This window comes from Pantoea sp. GW821-FHT03E06 (assembly GCF_059420725.1).
The window spans coordinates 3202475-3220331 of the sequence record NZ_JBWKUG010000001.1 but is presented as its reverse complement, the minus strand read 5'-3'; the positions used below and the strand labels follow the sequence as shown (position 1 = coordinate 3220331).

Below are 17857 nucleotides of genomic sequence, written 5' to 3'. Positions count from 1 at the left end.
CATCTCGTTGACTTAATCTGCGCCATTAAATAAGTTTGCCTGCAACCTGAAAACGTTTTCAGGTTTTTTCAGGAAATCGGTTTAAGGAGCGGCAATGAAACCCACCATGATGACTTACATCCACCAGCAGCCTGAGGTGCTGAGCAACCTGCTAGCGAACTATCCAGAAGGTTTGCCCGCGCTTGGCGCTGCAAAATCGGTGCTGGTGCTTGCCACAGGCTCCAGCATTAACGCCGCGCTAAGCGCAAAATATTATGTTGAACGGCTAACGGGCGTACGCATCAGCGTACAGGAGCCGTTTCATTTCCAGCATTACGAGCAGTGGGATCCCACCACCGATCTGGTTTTCGCGATTTCACAAAGCGGTGAAAGCACTTCAACGTTGGCCGCCATTGAGGCGCTCAAGCAGCAGCACGGCGTGGCAACCTGGGGAATGACCAGCAAGATGGCGAGTTCTCTCGCTCAGACGGTGGATCACGCCGTGGAGATCCGCAGCGGCGAAGAGCGCGTTGGCTACGTTACGAAAGGCTATTTAGCCACCATCATGACGCTGATGCTCATCGGCCTGCATAGCGCTCGCCAGAGCGGCCGTTTGAGTGCTGAACAAGAGCAACAAGAACTCGCGATGCTGCAGCGCGGTGCGGCAGCCCTTCCAGACATTATTGCGCGTACCGAAACCTTCTGGCAGCGCTGGCAGGCGGATCTTACCGCCGCGCCACGTTTTATCTCGATTGGCTTTGGTCCAGCATTGGGTGTGATTAAGGAGATGGAGACCAAGTTCAGTGAAACGGTACGCGTGCCTTCGCAGGGAATTGAGCTAGAGGCGTTTATGCACGGCCCCTATTTTGAGATTAACCCGCAGCACCGCCTGTTCTTTATTGATGTTGATGCGCCTGTTCGCGAACGTCTGCGCCTGCTACGTGACTATGAACAGCGCGTGACGCCTCATGTCTGGAGCCTGTGCCTGGGCGAAAGCAATGACGAACGCACGCTGGCGCTGGGTGTAGAAGTGAGCGAATGGATCGCGCCGCTGCTGCTGGTGGTGCCCTTCCAAATCCTGGCGCACCACATTGCGGAAGCGAAGGGCAACAATCTGCCGCAGCGTATTTTCACCGACTTTGGTGTGTCGATGAAGAGCAAAACCAAACCGGGCGATTACGACTAACATCGGGCGCGATGTAATAAGGATAACAACGATGAAACTCGATTACGTGAAGCTGGCGCAAGCCATCAAAGAGCAGATCGGCGGCGACGATAATATCAGCCATATCTCGCACTGCGCGACTCGCTTACGCCTGGCTATTCACGATATAGCCAAGGTCGATATTCCCGCAATTAGCGGTTTGCCGGGGGTGATTCGCGTCGTGAATGCACCAGGACAACTGCAGGTAGTCGTAGGCCCGCAGGTAGAGCAGCTGTATCAGGCCATGCAGCACGGTGCTGCACCGGTAGTGGAGCCCGCTAAACCGGGTACTGACGAACGCGGCCTTGCTGGAAAAATGCTGGCGACGCTTGGCGCTATTTTCACCCCCTATATCGGCGTGCTGGCTGGAATTGGCGTCATCAAAGGGGTTATGGTGCTGCTGCAAACGCAGGGTCTGGTTTCCAGTGATGACCTGCTTTTTGCCATGTTCAATGCCCTGGCCAGCGGCGTATTTGTCTTCTTGCCGCTGTTTATCGCCGTGACTGCCGCCGATCGTTTCGGGGCCAGCCGCTTCACCGCGCTGGCGCTAACCGCAGCAATGGTATTTCCTCTTACGCAGCCCGATCTGCCGCAGCACTTCGCCCTGTTTGGTTTGAGTATCAGCCTGAAAATTTACGGTGGAGCGGTGATCCCCGCGATTCTGGCGGTCCTGCTGCTGAGCAAAGTTGAACGCAAACTGAAACAGTGGATTCCGGACGTCGCGGCGCTGGTTTTTGTGCCGTGTCTCGCGCTGATTATCTGTGGCTTTGTGGTATTTACCATCATCGGCCCGCTGGCCGATTACGTGGGGGTCGGTATCGCCAATGGTTACAGCTGGCTATATCAGCTCAGTCCTATGATCTCCGGCGCTCTGCTGGCGGGTATTGGCCAGCTGTTCGTGGTATTCGGTGTGCATTGGGGCATCATCCCCCTCGCGCTGATTAATATTCAGGTGCAGGGCTATGACACCATCATGGCGATGTTCATGTCGGCGGTGATGGGGCAGTTTGGCGCGGTGAGCGGCGCGATCTTTATTGCCCGTAATCTTCGTGACCGCCAGATTGCCATCTCGGCTTCGCTCTCCGCTTTCTTCGGCATTACTGAACCCGCGCTGTACGGCGTAAACCTCAAATTCCGCATGTTGTTTATCTTCGGCTGCATCGGTGCGGCGTTGGGCGGCGGCATTACCGGACTACTACAGGTAAAAACCTACAGCTTCCTGCCAGTACTGAACGTGTTTGAACTCGGTCTGTTTGAAGGACCCGAGTCGAAAATGATTTATGAAGTGGCGGCAATTGCCGTGGCCTTCCTGGTCCCCTTCATTCTAACGCTGATTTATGGTCGCTGGACGCGGCCGAGTGTGACGACGCCCCGCGCCTGACGCGCAACATTTTTTAAATACTGACCAACAGGGAATAGGTATGCGGCCGCTATCGCAGGGTTGCGTACACCTTAAGGAAATATAATGAACGCTTTACTTCAGGGAAAAAAAGTGGCGCTGCTGCCGTTGGCAACGTTGATGTTGTTTGCGGCACCGCCCGCGGTTGAAGCCGCAGGTTTTATTGAAGACAGCAAATTAGATGGCACGCTGTACTACTGGCAGCGCCATCGCGAACGCAAAGATCTCAATCCCGATAGTAGCCATTACCAGCACTATCAAACCAATTTGCATCACAGCACGCTGACTGGCGCGCTGGATTATCAATCGGGCTATCTGGCGGACGTTGTCGGCGTTGATATCGCCGCCTTTGGAACCTGGGATCTGTTTGAAGGAAGCCCGGCACATCCTAACGAAATTAGCTTTAGCCATGGTCCCTCTATGTGGGAAGACCGCGGCGTCGGCGAAAAAAATAGCCTCGATCTTTATCGTGCAGCGCTGAAGGTCAATGCCGGTGATTATTGGCTACGTGCCGGTTATATCCAGCCGAGCGGCCAGACGTTGTTGGGTACGCAGTGGGGATTTTTACCCGGCACTTATCAGGGTGTTGAAGTCGGAGCTGTATATGATTATGGCTCAGCCGGGGCGCTGTCGCTTTCATGGATGGGAGCCAACAAATATAAAGCGCCGTGGTATCGCAAAATGTACGAGTTTCGCGAAATTGACCGCCAGACGCGCATTCGCTATTTGCATTCGTTAGGCGGCAAATACGACTTCAAAAACGGCAACACGCTTGAGCTGGCGTGGGGAGAATCACCGCACTATCTCGATAAATATTTCGCCAAGGCCGCGCGTCAAACCACGCTTTGGGAAAATCCGCTGAGCATGAGCTGGCAATTTTACGGCTCGCAGGATCGTACGGGCCGCCATGATGTTTATGATGAATTCGCCTGGCAACAAGGGTTAACGCTGTCGTATCAGGTGGATCGTTATCAGTTCCGTCTGGAGGGCAGTGTGGTGCACTCGCCGGGTAAACAGGGCTATTACACCGTCGCGATGACACCGATTTACCCTAACTCCGCAGGCCGCATCGATATGTGGTGGGACTCGCGTTCTGACTTCAATGCCGACGGCGAGAAGGCGTTGTTTGCCGGCATGATGGTCGATCTCAGCGATATCGTCTGGCCTGGCGTTAGCATCGGCGGCTCCTTTGCTTGGGGCTGGGATGGCAAACCGGCGCGCGGTGGTGATTGGTCACAGAACCAGCGCCTGACCGAAACCGCCATTAATGGCGATCTGGTCTGGCAGGTGCAATCTGGCTGGGCTAAAGACACCGTATTCAAACTGCATCTCACCGCCTTCAATAATCATAGCGATAACCCAAGTTGGGGTGGTGGCTATGGCAACGTTTTCCAGGACGAAAAGGACATCAAATTCCTGATGATTGCCCCTTTTAGCCTGTTTTAATCACTCACGACACAAAGGATGATGAGTATGAGGATTCGTTTCTCCGCGCTAACCGCAGCGCTGCTGGTGGCCGGTCTCGCGCACGCCGAAACCCAGGTTTTAATTAATCAGGTGGGCTACGACATTGCCGCACCGAAAAACGCGATAGTGCAATTGACTGGCGAATCACGCGTTAAACCGCCGGTCAACTTTGTATTGCTCGACAGTGAAACCAATCAGCAAGTGCTGAGCGGCACTTTGCAGCCGCAGGGTGAAGTGCAGAGTTGGGGCGATCGCACCTTCTACCGTGCCGATTTCTCGGATTGGAAAAAGCGGGGCGCTACGTGCTGCAAACCACCAGTAGCGATGGTGACGTCCGTTCGGGGCCCTTTATCATCGGTGCCGATTTGCTGGAACGCTACACGCTTTCTGATGTGATTGCTTACTTCAAAAGCCAGCGCGTTACCGGCCTGTTTGACAAAGCCGATCGGAAACTCCCGCTGCCAGCCGGCACAGGATCGGGCACCGTTGATGTGCACGGTGGCTGGTATGATGCCACCGGCGATTACGGTGTACACCTGTCACACCAAAATCTGACCTCCTATTTCAATCCACAGCAGGCTCCGCTGGTGGCCTGGAGCCTCTTGCGTGGATATCAACATCTTGGCGAACGGCATAATCAGAATTTTGATGAGTATCGCCGACGTATGCTGGATGAAGGTCTCTACGGCGCAGATTTCCTGGTGCGCATGAAACGTCCTGGTGAATCGTTCTTCCAGGCGATCTCCTCTCCGGGTAAAGAGAAGCTGGCGCAGGATCGGGTCATTGCTAATCCGAATTGGCGTACGCAGATTAAAGAGAAAGAGTCAGATTCAACCATTGTTGAGGAAGATGCCGTTGGGCCACTGGCGTGGCAGGCAAGCTTCCGTTCCGGTGCCGGTATGTCGATTGCCGCGCTGGCGCTGGCTAGCACCATGGAAAATGACGGTAACTTCAGTCGCAAACAGTATCTGCAAACCGCCGAAGACGCCTTTGCTTTCCTGCAAAAACACAATGTGCAGATGGTTAACGACGGTAAGGAAAATATCGTTGATGACTATACCGCGCTGTTGGCGGCAACTGAACTGTATCGTGCTTCGCATAAAGCTGACTATTTGGCGGCAGCACAACAGCGGGCGCAAAGCCTGATGGCGCGCCTGACATCCCTGGATAACTGGCATGATTACTGGAGAGCGGATGCGCAGCAGCGTCCCTTCTTCCACCCATCGGATGCTGGCCTGCCGGTGATCGCGCTGCTGGAGTATGCCCGCATTGCGTCCCCCGATCAGCAGACAAAAATCAAAGATACGGTGAAACGTTCACTGGGCTTTGAGCTGGCGGTGACAAAAGAAACCAGTAATCCGTTTGGCTATGCACGCCAGTTGATTCAGCTAAAAAATGGCGAGAAGCGCACCAGCTTCTTCTTCCCGCATGACAGTGAAGCCGCGCCGTGGTGGCAGGGTGAAAATGCGCGCGTCGCGTCGCTGGCTGCGGCGGCACGTCAGGCAATGCCGCTGTTTGCTGAAGACAAAGCCTTTACGCTGCAGCTGCAAAATTATGCCTGGGATCAGCTTAACTGGATTCTGGGGAACAATCCGTATGATGTCAGCATGCTGACTGGCAGCGGTTATCGCCATATCAGCTATCTGTTCTTCAATTCATGGAAATACACCACGCTGCCGGGTGGCATTGTTAACGGTATTACCGGTGCATCCAATCAGGTTGCCGATGGCATCGCCTTCGACGAAGGTTATGCGGTTACACGAAAAGACGATGACTGGCGCTGGGCGGAGGGTTGGTTGCCTCATTCGGCCTGGTACTTGTATGCGGTCAGCTTACCTGACCGTCAGTAATCTTCACATTTGCCCGGCTTTTTCGCCGGGCATTTCTGTTTCACGCATCATCACTAATTGCATATTGTTACGGCAAACACCGGCAGTTCCTTGATTTTCGCCTACCACTTCCCGCGCCTCACCGCTAGAATGCAAACATCCTTGTCCCGCCAGATTGCCTCTTTTTACGGTTGAGCTGCGTTTAGCAGGTGGGTTGAGGGCCAGTTGAATGAACAAAGGTCAGGAATAGATGCGGATATTGCTCAGCAACGACGATGGAATTCATGCTCCCGGCATTCAGACGCTGGCTCGCGCGCTACGTGAGTTTGCTGAGGTGCAGGTGGTTGCGCCCGATCGCAATCGCAGTGGCGCATCAAACTCTCTGACATTAGAAACCCCGTTGCGCACTTTTACCCATGAAAATGGCGATATTGCCATACAGATGGGGACGCCGACCGATTGCGTGTTTCTCGGTGTCAACAAGCTGATGCAGCCGCGTCCCGACATTGTCGTGTCGGGTATTAACGCCGGGCCGAATCTTGGCGATGACGTGATCTATTCCGGAACGGTTGCTGCGGCCATGGAGGGCCGGCATCTTGGACTGCCTGCACTCGCCGTCTCGCTCAATGGACATCAGCACTATGCTACCGCTGCAAGCGTAACCTGCACTCTGCTGCGCGCGCTCTCGCGGGCGCCATTACGTACCGGCCGCATTCTCAATATCAATGTCCCCGATCTACCGTTAGCCGAAATCAAAGGTTTTCGCGTCACACGCTGTGGTAGCCGCCATCCGGCCGATCAGGTGATCTGTACCGAGGATCCGCGCGGCCAGCCACTGTACTGGATTGGTCCGCCGGGTGAGAAGCTGGATGCTGGTCCGGATACGGATTTTGCCGCCGTCGATGCGGGCTATGTATCGCTTACCGCGCTACATGTGGATCTGACTGCACATGCTGCGCAAGAGGTATTGAGCGACTGGCTGCTGCAAGCCGAGGTAAAGCTGGCATGGTGAATCGGCGCATCGAAACGCTTTTGGAGCAACTGCGCGCGCAGGGCATTCATGATGAAAACCTGCTGAAAGCCATTGCTGAAGTGCCTCGTGAGCGTTTTATCGATGAGGCATTTGAGCATAAAGCGTGGGAAAACGTTGCCCTGCCCATTGGCAGCGGTCAGACCATCTCACAGCCTTATATGGTGGCGCGGATGACCGCACTGCTCGAACTCACACCGGAATCGCGCGTGTTGGAAATCGGCACCGGTTCGGGTTATCAGACCGCGATTCTGGCGCATCTGGTCAATCATGTTTACTCCGTAGAACGAATTAAAGGGTTGCAGTGGCAGGCTAAGCGCCGCCTCAAGCAACTCGATCTGCATAACATATCAACGCGGCATGGTGATGGCTGGCAGGGCTGGGCAGCGCGCGGTCCGTTCGATGCCATTATCGTGACTGCAGCGCCACCTGAAATTCCGACTTTGCTGATAGCGCAATTGGGCGAAGGCGGCAAAATGGTGCTGCCGGTGGGCGAGGACCAGCAAGTGTTGAAGCGTTTACGTCGCCAGGGCGGAGAACTGATTGAAGAAATCATAGAACCTGTCCGGTTTGTACCGCTGGTGCAGGGCGATCTGGCCTGAGCCGTTATTACGCAATTCTTCACAACTGTTACATGGCACGGCACAGTTGATATTGTTACTATCCTTGTTTATCAATGCTAAAAACCGTTTTTGACGTTACGCGCAGTGAATAATGCGGTTTCAGTCGTTACACATTAATATTCAGGGTTGCCATCACGGGGGATCAGTGAGCATGGGAAGCACAGTATTTCAATTACGCCGTTTGGCGGCACTTTCTTTGGTAGGTTTTTGGCTGGCGGGCTGTAGCTCAGGCGATAATACTCAGGCACCCATTAGCCAGGTAGGCAGTAACGGCGGCGACAGCGGTATGGCTTCAGCCCCAAGTGGTGGCATGATCTCCTCGCAAAACAGCGGTGTGCCAGCGATGCCGCGTGGTGGAATGTTAAGTGGCGGTACTTCTTCAGCGCCAACCTCTGGTGCAATGGTTAGTGATAATAATAATGTGACCACAGAAAATGGTCATATTGTGTACAATCGAAATTATGGGAATATTCCGAAAGGTAGCTACGGTGGCGAGACTTATACCGTAAAACGCGGTGATACCCTTTTCTATATTGCCTGGATTACCGGCAACGATTTTCGCGATCTGGCTCAGCGCAATAACATTGCAGCCCCGTATGGCTTGACCGCAGGCCAAACGCTGCAGGTAGGAAACGCGAATGGCCAGACGATTACCGGCGGCAATGCGATAACCGTAGCGGATGCAACCCAGGGGGGCGTACCTGCAACGCCAAACCAGACGCAAATTAAATCGACCCCTGTTGCACAGCAACCTGTTATTACGTATTCTGATGATTCGGGTAATTCGTCGGGTAGCAAATTGCTGCCGTCGAAAGGAGCAAATAATGTGGCAACGACCACAGCTCCGGTTGTCGCACCACCTACAGTCAGCAGCACGACAAATAGCACAACTCCAGTGGGAAGCTGGCGTTGGCCGACTGATGGGAAGATCATCGATAACTTCTCCGCTGCGGAAGGCGGAAACAAAGGAATCGATATCGCCGGTTCGCGTGGACAACCTGTTGTCGCCACAGCTTCGGGAAGAGTGGTGTACGCAGGTAACGCGCTCCGCGGGTATGGCAATTTAATCATCATCAAACACAATGATGACTACCTGAGTGCCTACGCCCACAACGACTCTATGCTGGTCCGGGAACAACAGGAAGTTAAGGCGGGGCAAAAAATCGCTACCATGGGTAGCACCGGTACCAGTTCAGTAAGATTGCACTTTGAAATTCGTTACAAGGGGAAATCCGTAAACCCGTTGCGTTATTTACCGCAGCGATAATCCGGCAGAACCTTGGTTCTGCCCTTGGATCACGGGTAGGAGCCGCTAATGAACCAGAATACGCTGAAAGTTACCGATTTAAATGAAGATGCGGAATTCGAGGAAAACAACGGAGCTGAGGTTTTTGATGAGAAGGCTCTCGTTGAGAACGAACCTAGTGATAACAACGACGTAGCGGAAGAAGAGCTGTTGTCACAGGGTGCGACGCAACGCGTTTTGGATGCGACGCAGCTTTACCTCGGAGAGATTGGTTACTCACCACTGCTGACGGCAGAAGAAGAAGTCTTCTTTGCGCGCCGTGCACTGCGGGGTGATATTCCTTCTCGCCGCCGCATGATTGAAAGTAACTTACGCTTGGTGGTAAAGATTGCCCGCCGTTATAGCAATCGTGGTCTGGCTCTGCTGGATCTGATTGAAGAGGGTAATCTTGGCCTGATTCGCGCTGTAGAGAAGTTTGACCCAGAACGTGGGTTCCGTTTCTCAACATACGCCACCTGGTGGATTCGTCAGACAATTGAACGGGCGATCATGAATCAAACCCGTACTATCCGTCTGCCGATTCACATTGTTAAAGAGCTGAATGTTTATCTGCGTACCGCGCGTGAACTTTCGCACAAGCTTGATCATGAGCCAAGTGCTGAAGAGATTGCCGAGCAGTTAGACAAGCCAGTTGATGATGTCAGCCGTATGCTGCGTCTCAACGAGCGCATCACCTCGGTTGATACACCTTTAGGTGGCGATTCCGAAAAAGCGCTGCTGGATATCCTGGCCGATGAAAAAGACAACGGCCCGGAAGACACCACGCAGGACGATGATATGAAACAAAGCATCGTTAAGTGGTTGTTTGAACTGAATGCCAAGCAGCGTGAAGTGTTGGCGCGTCGTTTCGGCCTATTAGGCTATGAAGCGGCAACGCTGGAAGATGTGGGCCGTGAAATCGGGTTGACCCGTGAACGTGTCCGTCAGATTCAGGTGGAAGGGCTGCGTCGTCTGCGCGAAATCCTGCAGACACAGGGCCTGAACATTGAAGCACTGTTTCGTGAATAAGCGTTAACTAACCAGTAAAAAAGGTGACCTAAAGGTCACCTTTTTTTTGTCCTGAATTCAGACGATTATGAGGATACGCAATGCACTGATTGTTATCCCCAGCTAATGCTAGACCAGCGTTTTGAGCCGGTAAATCCATTCCAGCGCTTGTTTTGGCGTTAGACTATCGGGATCCAGCGCCTCAAGAGCGTCGACCGCCGGGGAGGTTTCAGCGACCAAAAGCTGCATTTGCGATCCTTCAACCGTTGATGCAGCAGAACTGCCAGATAACGCTTCCAGCTCTTTAAGCTTGTTACGCGCGCGCTTAATCACCTCTTTAGGTACGCCCGCCAACGCTGCGACAGCAAGACCATAACTTTTACTCGCCGCACCATCCTGTACGCTGTGCATAAAGGCGATGGTATCGCCATGCTCAACGGCATCCAGGTGCACATTCACCACGCCTTCCATTTTCTCAGGCAGGGTTGTCAGCTCAAAATAGTGGGTGGCGAACAGCGTCATGGCCTTAATGCGATTTGCCAGACTCTCGGCGCACGCCCATGCCAGCGATAGCCCATCATAGGTAGAAGTGCCGCGACCAATTTCATCCATCAACACCAGGCTATTTTCGGTGGCGTTATGCAGAATGTTGGCGGTTTCAGTCATCTCTACCATAAAGGTTGAGCGACCAGAAGCCAGATCGTCGGCTGCACCAACGCGGGTAAAAATACGATCAATTGGGCCGATGACCGTCTCTTCCGCCGGCACATAGCTGCCAATCCACGCCATTAATGCAATCAATGCAGTCTGGCGCATATAGGTACTTTTACCACCCATATTCGGCCCGGTGATGATCAACATGCGACGCTGGGGTGAGAGCGATAGCGGGTTAGCGATAAAGGGCTCTTTTAGCACCTGTTCCACCACAGGATGGCGCCCAGCAGTAATACGAATGCCGGCTTTTTCTTGTAACACCGGACGGCAGTAATTAAGTGTCCAGGCACGTTCGGCCAGGTTTGCTAACACATCCAGTTCTGATAGCGCGGCCGCGCTGATTTGCAGCGCTTCGAGATGTGGCAATAAGCGATCGAATAACTCATCATAAAGGCCTTTTTCCAGCGCCAGCGCTTTGCCTTTCGATGTCAGAACTTTGTCTTCGTACTCTTTCAGTTCAGGAATGATATAACGCTCGGCATTCTTAAGCGTCTGGCGGCGTACGTAGTGAATTGGTACCAGATGACTTTGTCCGCGACTAACCTGAATGTAATAGCCGTGGATGGCATTAAAGCCGACTTTTAGCGTGTCCAGCCCCAGCTTTTCACGCTCACGGATCTCCAGACGATCAAGATAATCGGTCGCGCCATCCGCCAAAGCCCGCCATTCATCCAGTTCTGCATTATAGCCGGGTGCAATCACGCCACCGTCGCGCACCAGTACCGGCGGAGATTCAATGATGGCCTGCTCCAGCAGCTCGCGCAGTTCCTTGAACTCACCCATTTGCGATCGCAGATTGACCAGCTGAGTTGCCTCAGCCCCTTCCAGCAGCTGATTTAATTCCGGGAGCTGCTGGAAAGCATGGCGCATACGCGCTAGATCGCGTGGGCGAGCGGTGCGGAGTGCCAGACGCGCCAGAATACGCTCCAGATCGCCTACCTGCCGCAACACCGGCTGCAAATCCTGACTAAGCGATTGCAACTCAGCGATAGATTCCTGACGGCGTGCGATAGTGGTGACATCGCGCAGCGGCATATGCAGCCAGCGTTTCAGCATGCGGCTGCCCATTGGCGTAACTGTTTTATCCAGGATCGCCGCCAGCGTATTCTCGATGCCGCCTGCCAGATTCTGAGTGATCTCCAGATTACGGCGCGTAGCAGCATCCATAATCACGCTGTCCTGCTGACGTTCCATACTCAGCGAGCGGATATGCGGCAGCGAGGTGCGTTGCGTATCTTTGACATATTGCAGCAGGCATCCTGCGGCGCGCAGGGCAAGATGCGCCTGTTCGACGCCAAAGCCACTGAGATCGCGGGTACCAAATTGCAGATTGAGCTGCTGGCGCGCAGTATCGATTTCATACTCCCAAAGAGGGCGGCGGCGCAGGCCGCGGCGCTGGTCAATCAGCGCCATGGCCTGAAAATCTTCGGGGTAGAGTAACTCGGCCGGATTAGTGCGCTGCAGCTCGGCTGCCATGGTTTCCAAATCGGCAGGTTCACTTAGGCGGAATCGACCAGAACTGATATCCAGTGTTGCATAGCCAAAACCGCGCTGGCTCTGGAAGATGGCGGCGAGGAGATTATCCTGACGCTCTTGTAGCAACGCTTCATCACTGATGGTGCCGGGCGTAACAATGCGCACGACTTTTCGCTCTACCGGGCCTTTGCTCAGGGCGGGATCGCCAATCTGCTCACAGATCGCTACTGATTCGCCGAGCTGGACCAGCTTTGCCAGATAACCTTCTACTGCATGGTAAGGCACGCCGGCCATTGGGATCGGTTCACCCGCGGATGCACCGCGTTTGGTTAACGAGATTTCCAGCAGCTGCGAGGCGCGTTTCGCATCATCGTAAAACAGCTCATAGAAATCGCCCATGCGATAAAACAGCAGAATGTCAGGATGATCGGCCTTCAGGCGCAGGTATTGCTGCATCATGGGCGTGTGGATGGCGAGATCCTTGTCAATAGACTCTTTCATAATACCCTAACTTGTTTTATTGATTTCAGGTGCACGTAATGGCTAACCATAAGCTTTTGATTTAACTTCCTAAAATCGAAATTCTATCTCTAAAGTATCCAGGTTACTTTACAGAAGAGTGCCTGGTGGTGCTGAACGGATGGAGGCAAAAATAAGTGAAAATCATCATCATGGCCGACTGCGGTCAAAATGCGACCGGTTAACATCAAACCAGAAATGATTACCATTAGCCGTATCTTATCACTGACAACAACTGAGTTTCACCAGCGGGATTCAGGATAAAGGGATGTGTTACTCAAAGGGCATGGCCCTTCTCTCAATGCATATCCAGCGGGAAAGACGTTAACAGAGTAACCACCGGAAATGCATCGGATTTTGCTAGTTTTAGTCACGCACGCGAGGCGGCTCGCAAGATTACACGCTTGTCTAAGCATTCACTTCGGAACGGGAGTAGAGGGTGAATGACATGCCTATCAAAATGGGCTAATTGTTGTATCTTTCCCGGCAAGTAACGTAAGAAAGAGAGAGAATATTAATCTTGCTTGGGGGTTGTCGCCTCAATTATAGGCCATAGTAAATGTTGCGTTGGCATTGGCGGTTCCACCATCAATAGGGTCGCTGAGCTGATAATAGCGAGCAATCAAAGGCACACTAAAGTTTCCCGCTTTAGTCACCGTGCCGAAATCTACTGGCGAACCCAATTTTATAGGTGTTGTACCTTTTAATAACTGAATGCCAATCCCTTTCGCCTGATCTTCACCTGCATTTAAGGCTAAGACACTAGCTGGACCAGCAATGGGGCCATCAAGCGTAACGCTGACTCTGACATTTTCATCACAGTCGAGGTCAATATTAAACCCTTTCGGTTTTGCTGTGGTTCCAACGCCCTTAAAGTCTAAACTACTTACATTAGCGAGTTTGACATCAATTACCGTGTTTTTTACGCTGCAGGCAACAGGAATGATTTTATTACTGCCGGTTAAGGATAATGAGGTGTAATATCTTGGATCAGTCACACTCAGCGCCCGACCAATTTCCCCCGTTGTAATTTCACCTGCTCCAACCGAGTTAGCACTCGTTTTGACTAGTTCAACCAGGTAACTTTGTAAATAGAACGGAGTGTCTGCCTCACCATTTTCTTCAAAAGGATATGCCCATCCATCGTGTCCTGACTGCTTAATTCTGATCCCAATACCGTTAATGTTAGTATTGAATACCCGATTGCCATAAGAGCTAAGCGTATTGAAAAGCACAGTTCTTCCTCCCCAGATCCACGCCGTAGTGCATACAAACACATTATTCTTTGAACCTGCTACATACTCAGACGCAACAATGTGCCCAACCGGTGCGTCGCGGGGGACATATATATCACCAAAATTTACTGAGGTTTTTACCGGTCCGGTGTGGCCGGGCATCCATTTACAAACGGCTAAAGCTGAGTCTGAGATTATTAATAATGTCACCAGAATAAAATAGAACAGTGAGATTCTCGTTTTCATTTTGTTCCCTGGTTATCCTTCTTACATATCATTTTTTTGATTTTTTAAATGTTACTTCCAAAAACAAAAGTGACATTAAATACTATTCTTTTTGCCGCGCATAAATCTGCTATTGCTACACTATTCATTCTAAAATCAGCGCTGAGTGCTGTTGAAGATAATTGCCTGTAATATTTTAAGGCTGCCGCTGTAGATAGTTTAAATTCTTTTCCGTTTTAGCGGCAACAGGGGGATGTCCTGGGTTTGCGTGGGAAAATGCTTAAGTTTTGAGTGTAAAAAAATCAGCTCTTCCTGCTCGAGGTAGCAAGAATCGCGGATATGGCATACATGATTATTGCAATCCTCTAAAACGGCGAAAAAATGACACCTTTTTAAGACATAGCTCTGTATCCCTCTCCGATGAACGATTACCATTAGTGATTACGTTTTCACTTGGCTTATGGATATCCAATGCGTTTTAAGGTTGCTCTTCTCCCGCTTATTATTCTGCTCGCTGCCTGCAGCAGTAAGCCTGCATCCCATCAGCAACCCGCCGTTGTTCCTGCACCAAAAGGCGGTTTCTTACTTGAGCCTTCACATGCTGTTCAACCCATGTTTGGCGATTTTGCCGGTAACCCTGCCGCCGAGCAGTTTATCGACCAAATGGTGGCAAAACATGGCTTTAACCGTGAACAACTGCATGCCGTTATTGGCCAGGCGAAGCGATTGGATTACGTGTTACGTCTGATGGATCAGCAGGCCCCGAGCTATACGCCGCCAACCGGTCCAAATGGCGCGTGGATACGCTATCGCAATAAATTCATTACGCCGGATAACGTGCAGAATGGCGTGGCATTCTGGAATCAGTATCAGGATGCGCTCCAACGCGCCCAGCAGGTTTACGGCGTACCGCCAGAAATCATTGTCGGCATTATTGGCGTGGAAACACGTTGGGGCAGGGTGATGGGTAAAACGCGTCTGCTAGATGCACTAGCAACGCTGTCATTCAGCTATCCACGTCGTGCGGCCTACTTTAGCAGCGAACTGGAGACCTTCCTGCTGATGGCGCGCACAGAACAAGATGATCCGCTGGATCTACGCGGCTCATTTGCCGGGGCGATGGGCTATGGGCAGTTTATGCCGTCTTCATATAAAGAGTATGCCGTCGACTTTAATGGCGACGGACATATCAATCTTTGGGATCCGGTTGATGCGATTGGCAGCGTAGCTAATTACTTCAAAGAACATGGCTGGCGTGCGGGCGAAAACGTAGCGGTGCCCGCCAGCGGTCAGGCTCCGGCACTTGAGAATGGTTTTAAAACCCGCTACCCGGTAAGCACATTAGCCGCAAGTGGTTTAACGCCGCAGGGCTCCCTGGACGGAAACAATCAGGTTAGCTTATTGCGTTTAGATCTCGGCACCAGTTATCAATATTGGTATGGCCTGCCTAACTTTTACGCCATCACGCGCTATAACCACAGTACGCACTATGCCATGGCGGTGTGGCAGCTAGGTGAAGCCGTCGCGAAAGCGCGCCAGGGCAACATGCTTTAATGCTGTCCATATAAAGTGTATGGGTATAAGATGGCGCCCCTTTTGCGGTGCCATCTTCACCGCATCCGACTTCTGAGGAGCGCTTATGAGTACCTTACCTGCTTGCCCTGTCTGCCAGGCTGATTACACCTGGCAAGATGGCGATAACCTGAATTGCCCATCTTGTGGACATATCTGGACCGCAAATGCCGATGATGCAGCGGAGGGTTTAGTGGTCCGCGATGCGAATGGCAACCTGTTAGTGGATGGCGATAGCGTTACCGTGGTCAAAGATCTTAAGGTTAAAGGCAGCTCTTCCACGCTGAAAATTGGTACCAAAGTAAAAAGCATTCGCTTAGTCGAAGGCGATCATAATATTGATTGCAAAATTGATGGCTTTGGTCCGATGAAACTCAAATCTGAGTTTGTGAAAAAGAACTAATGACAGGACGGCACTGCGCCGTCCTGCCTGTTTCAACTCAGCAAACGATCCACGTCCTCGCACTGTTCCGCTGTCAGCTCGCCACCATAATTGCGCGAGTAAGCGTTCATGGAGCCAAATCGGCGAGCAACGGCAGTTTTAATGGTGGTAACAAAATCATCACCAATGCTGTAAATCGCCATCAGTTTTCCGATGCGCTGTTGGATCTCACAGAGCTGTGCTAAATCGTCCGCACGCCAGGCCTGCATCGCGCGAGCAAACAGTTCGGGCACAATATTGTTCAATCCTGAAATCACCCCGGATCCGCCCGCTAAAAGATTGGGCAGTAAATATTCGTCGTAGCCGGAAAGCACGGTGAAATCGCTGCGCACCTTTTTCGTTTCTTCAATTAACGCACGGTTGTGCGACAAACAATCCATGGTGTCTTTAATACCGATAAAATTAGGCAACTCTGCCGCCAGTTCCGCCACCAGGTTAGGCGTTAAATCGCAGCCGGTGCGTGCAGGAAAATTATAGGCAAACCATTTGCCGCCTAACTGTTTATCCAGAGCTTTGAAATAGCTCAGCAGCTGTTTCTGTGTCTGCCCATAATAATAGGGGGGTAACACCATCACAGCATCAAACCCGCTTTGCCAGGCGGCATTTGCTAGCTGCAACATATCCGGGATGCAGGTACTTGAGACATTGGCCACCATCGTCAGCGGCGAAAGTTGTCTCGCTTCGCGTATCAGTAATAGCCGCTCCTGCTGAGTAAGCGATGCAAACTCGCCAATGCTGCCCATCAACAGCAGGGTATCAATACCCGATTGACTGAGACGTGAAAAGTGTCGCCCGAGCGCATCCATATCCAGATTATTGTTGCTGTCAAAGGGCGTCACTGATGGACACCATACGCCGGTTAATACAGGTTGCGCAGACATAGCTATCTCCATCATAAAAATGAAACGTCGTTTTAATTTAATGTCATCTACGTACGCTAACCAGTCGGCGGGGCCAAAAAGGTGAGGCACCGCACTTTTCTCTTTCTATTCTGAAGAGAAAAGCAGGTAGTGTGTGCCTCTTCAGCCAAGACAGGAGCATTGCCATGCAAGACTGGAATCCACAGTTGTATCGTCAATTCGAATCTGAGCGTACGCGTCCGGCGCGAGAGCTATTAGAGCGTATACCGCACACAGATATGCGCTTTGCTACCGATCTCGGCTGCGGCCCTGGAAACAGTACGGAGTTGTTGAGCCACGCCTGGCCGAATGCGCAGATAACCGGCATTGACAGCTCTGAAGCGATGTTGGTGCAGGCACGTGAGCGGCTGCCAAATTGCCATTTTCAGCAGGCGGATATTCGCACCTGGCAAGCCGAGCAACCGCAGCAGGTCATCTATGCAAACGCTTCATTACAGTGGTTAACCGATCATCCTACGTTACTGCCACATCTGGTGAACCAGCTGGCCGTCGGTGGCGTATTGGCTATTCAAATGCCCGATAATCTTGAAGAACCATCACACCGCTTGATGCGTGAAGTCGCTGCGAGTGAAAAATGGCAGGGGCTGATTTCGCCGCAGGCGGCCGACCGCAAACGGCTGCTCACCACCGATCGCTATTACGATCTGTTAACTGATGCGGGCTGTCAGGTTGATATCTGGCGTACGACCTATTATCACCTGATGGCAGATACGCAGGGCATCATTACCTGGTTGCGCGCCACCGGGCTACGTCCTTTCCTCTCGGCGCTGGATGAAGCGCAGCAAGCTGCCTTTCTCCATGATTACCATCAGGCACTGATTCCTGCCTATCCTGTTCGCAATGATGGCCGGGTTTTGCTGGCTTTCCCGCGACTGTTTATGGTTGCAGTGAAAACCCGTTAAGGTAACTGGAAGCGAGTGCGCAGAATTG

15 protein-coding genes are annotated in these 17857 nt (G+C 52.2%); 12 read left to right on the top strand and 3 right to left on the bottom strand.

The genetic code is table 11. The annotated features are described in order from the left end of the window. Positions 1 to 94: 94 nt before the first annotated feature. From AC07WB_RS15055 to rpoS, 9 genes are all read left to right on the top strand, one after another. Complete coding sequence (locus AC07WB_RS15055; protein ID WP_494940749.1) at positions 95 to 1165, top strand: SIS domain-containing protein; 1071 nt, start codon at positions 95 to 97, stop codon at positions 1163 to 1165. Between the two features lie 31 nt (positions 1166 to 1196). Then, positions 1197 to 2564 (top strand): PTS transporter subunit EIIC, encoded by a 1368-nt coding sequence (locus tag AC07WB_RS15050; protein ID WP_494940748.1) that lies wholly within the window; start codon positions 1197 to 1199, stop codon positions 2562 to 2564. 84 nt (positions 2565 to 2648) lie between these two features. Next, positions 2649 to 4028 (top strand): OprD family outer membrane porin, encoded by a 1380-nt coding sequence (locus AC07WB_RS15045; RefSeq protein ID WP_097096264.1) that lies wholly within the window; start codon positions 2649 to 2651, stop codon positions 4026 to 4028. A gap of 27 nt (positions 4029 to 4055) precedes the next feature. Further along, the gene (locus AC07WB_RS15040; RefSeq protein ID WP_494940747.1) at positions 4056 to 4445 is read left to right on the top strand and encodes a cellulase N-terminal Ig-like domain-containing protein; all 390 of its coding nucleotides are present in this window, start codon (positions 4056 to 4058) and stop codon (positions 4443 to 4445) included. Then, positions 4352 to 5899, top strand: a complete 1548-nt coding sequence (locus AC07WB_RS15035) for a glycoside hydrolase family 9 protein (RefSeq protein ID WP_494940746.1) — start codon at positions 4352 to 4354, stop codon at positions 5897 to 5899. Before AC07WB_RS15040 ends, AC07WB_RS15035 begins: the two co-directional genes overlap by 94 nt. Before the next feature lie 229 nt (positions 5900 to 6128). Next, complete coding sequence (gene surE, locus AC07WB_RS15030) at positions 6129 to 6890, top strand: 5'/3'-nucleotidase SurE (RefSeq protein WP_494940745.1); 762 nt, start codon at positions 6129 to 6131, stop codon at positions 6888 to 6890. Then, positions 6884 to 7510, top strand: coding sequence for a protein-L-isoaspartate(D-aspartate) O-methyltransferase (locus AC07WB_RS15025; RefSeq protein WP_061719940.1), 627 nt, complete (start codon positions 6884 to 6886; stop codon positions 7508 to 7510). The genes surE and AC07WB_RS15025 overlap by 7 nt, the downstream gene beginning before the upstream one ends. A gap of 172 nt (positions 7511 to 7682) precedes the next feature. Then, the gene (gene nlpD, locus AC07WB_RS15020; protein WP_097096267.1) at positions 7683 to 8798 is read left to right on the top strand and encodes a murein hydrolase activator NlpD; all 1116 of its coding nucleotides are present in this window, start codon (positions 7683 to 7685) and stop codon (positions 8796 to 8798) included. Positions 8799 to 8846: 48 nt separating this feature from the next. After that, complete coding sequence (rpoS, locus tag AC07WB_RS15015) at positions 8847 to 9845, top strand: RNA polymerase sigma factor RpoS (RefSeq protein WP_097096268.1); 999 nt, start codon at positions 8847 to 8849, stop codon at positions 9843 to 9845. 108 nt (positions 9846 to 9953) lie between these two features. On the opposite strand, the gene mutS is transcribed toward rpoS, so the two are convergent. Then, positions 9954 to 12515: a DNA mismatch repair protein MutS gene (mutS, locus tag AC07WB_RS15010; protein WP_400458527.1), complete on the bottom strand. Its 2562-nt coding sequence runs from the start codon at positions 12513 to 12515 to the stop codon at positions 9954 to 9956. A 557-nt stretch (positions 12516 to 13072) separates the two neighbouring features. Beyond that, positions 13073 to 14014: a fimbrial protein gene (locus AC07WB_RS15005; RefSeq protein ID WP_494940744.1), complete on the bottom strand. Its 942-nt coding sequence runs from the start codon at positions 14012 to 14014 to the stop codon at positions 13073 to 13075. 450 nt (positions 14015 to 14464) lie between these two features. Between AC07WB_RS15005 and mltB the strand changes: the two genes are divergently transcribed. Both mltB and AC07WB_RS14995 read left to right on the top strand, forming a co-directional pair. Then, a complete protein-coding gene (gene mltB / locus AC07WB_RS15000; protein ID WP_400458531.1) occupies positions 14465 to 15547 on the top strand; it encodes a lytic murein transglycosylase B in 1083 nt (360 codons plus the stop codon). 85 nt (positions 15548 to 15632) lie between these two features. Beyond that, the gene (locus tag AC07WB_RS14995; protein ID WP_400458533.1) at positions 15633 to 15968 is read left to right on the top strand and encodes a zinc ribbon domain-containing protein YjdM; all 336 of its coding nucleotides are present in this window, start codon (positions 15633 to 15635) and stop codon (positions 15966 to 15968) included. 32 nt (positions 15969 to 16000) lie between these two features. Here AC07WB_RS14995 and AC07WB_RS14990 read toward each other — a convergent pair whose 3' ends face one another. Further along, positions 16001 to 16888, bottom strand: a complete 888-nt coding sequence (locus tag AC07WB_RS14990; protein ID WP_400458535.1) for a dihydrodipicolinate synthase family protein — start codon at positions 16886 to 16888, stop codon at positions 16001 to 16003. Positions 16889 to 17052: 164 nt separating this feature from the next. Here AC07WB_RS14990 and tam point away from each other — a divergent pair, with 164 nt between their 5' ends. Then, the gene (gene tam / locus AC07WB_RS14985; protein ID WP_494940743.1) at positions 17053 to 17829 is read left to right on the top strand and encodes a trans-aconitate 2-methyltransferase; all 777 of its coding nucleotides are present in this window, start codon (positions 17053 to 17055) and stop codon (positions 17827 to 17829) included. Positions 17830 to 17857: the final 28 nt, after the last annotated feature.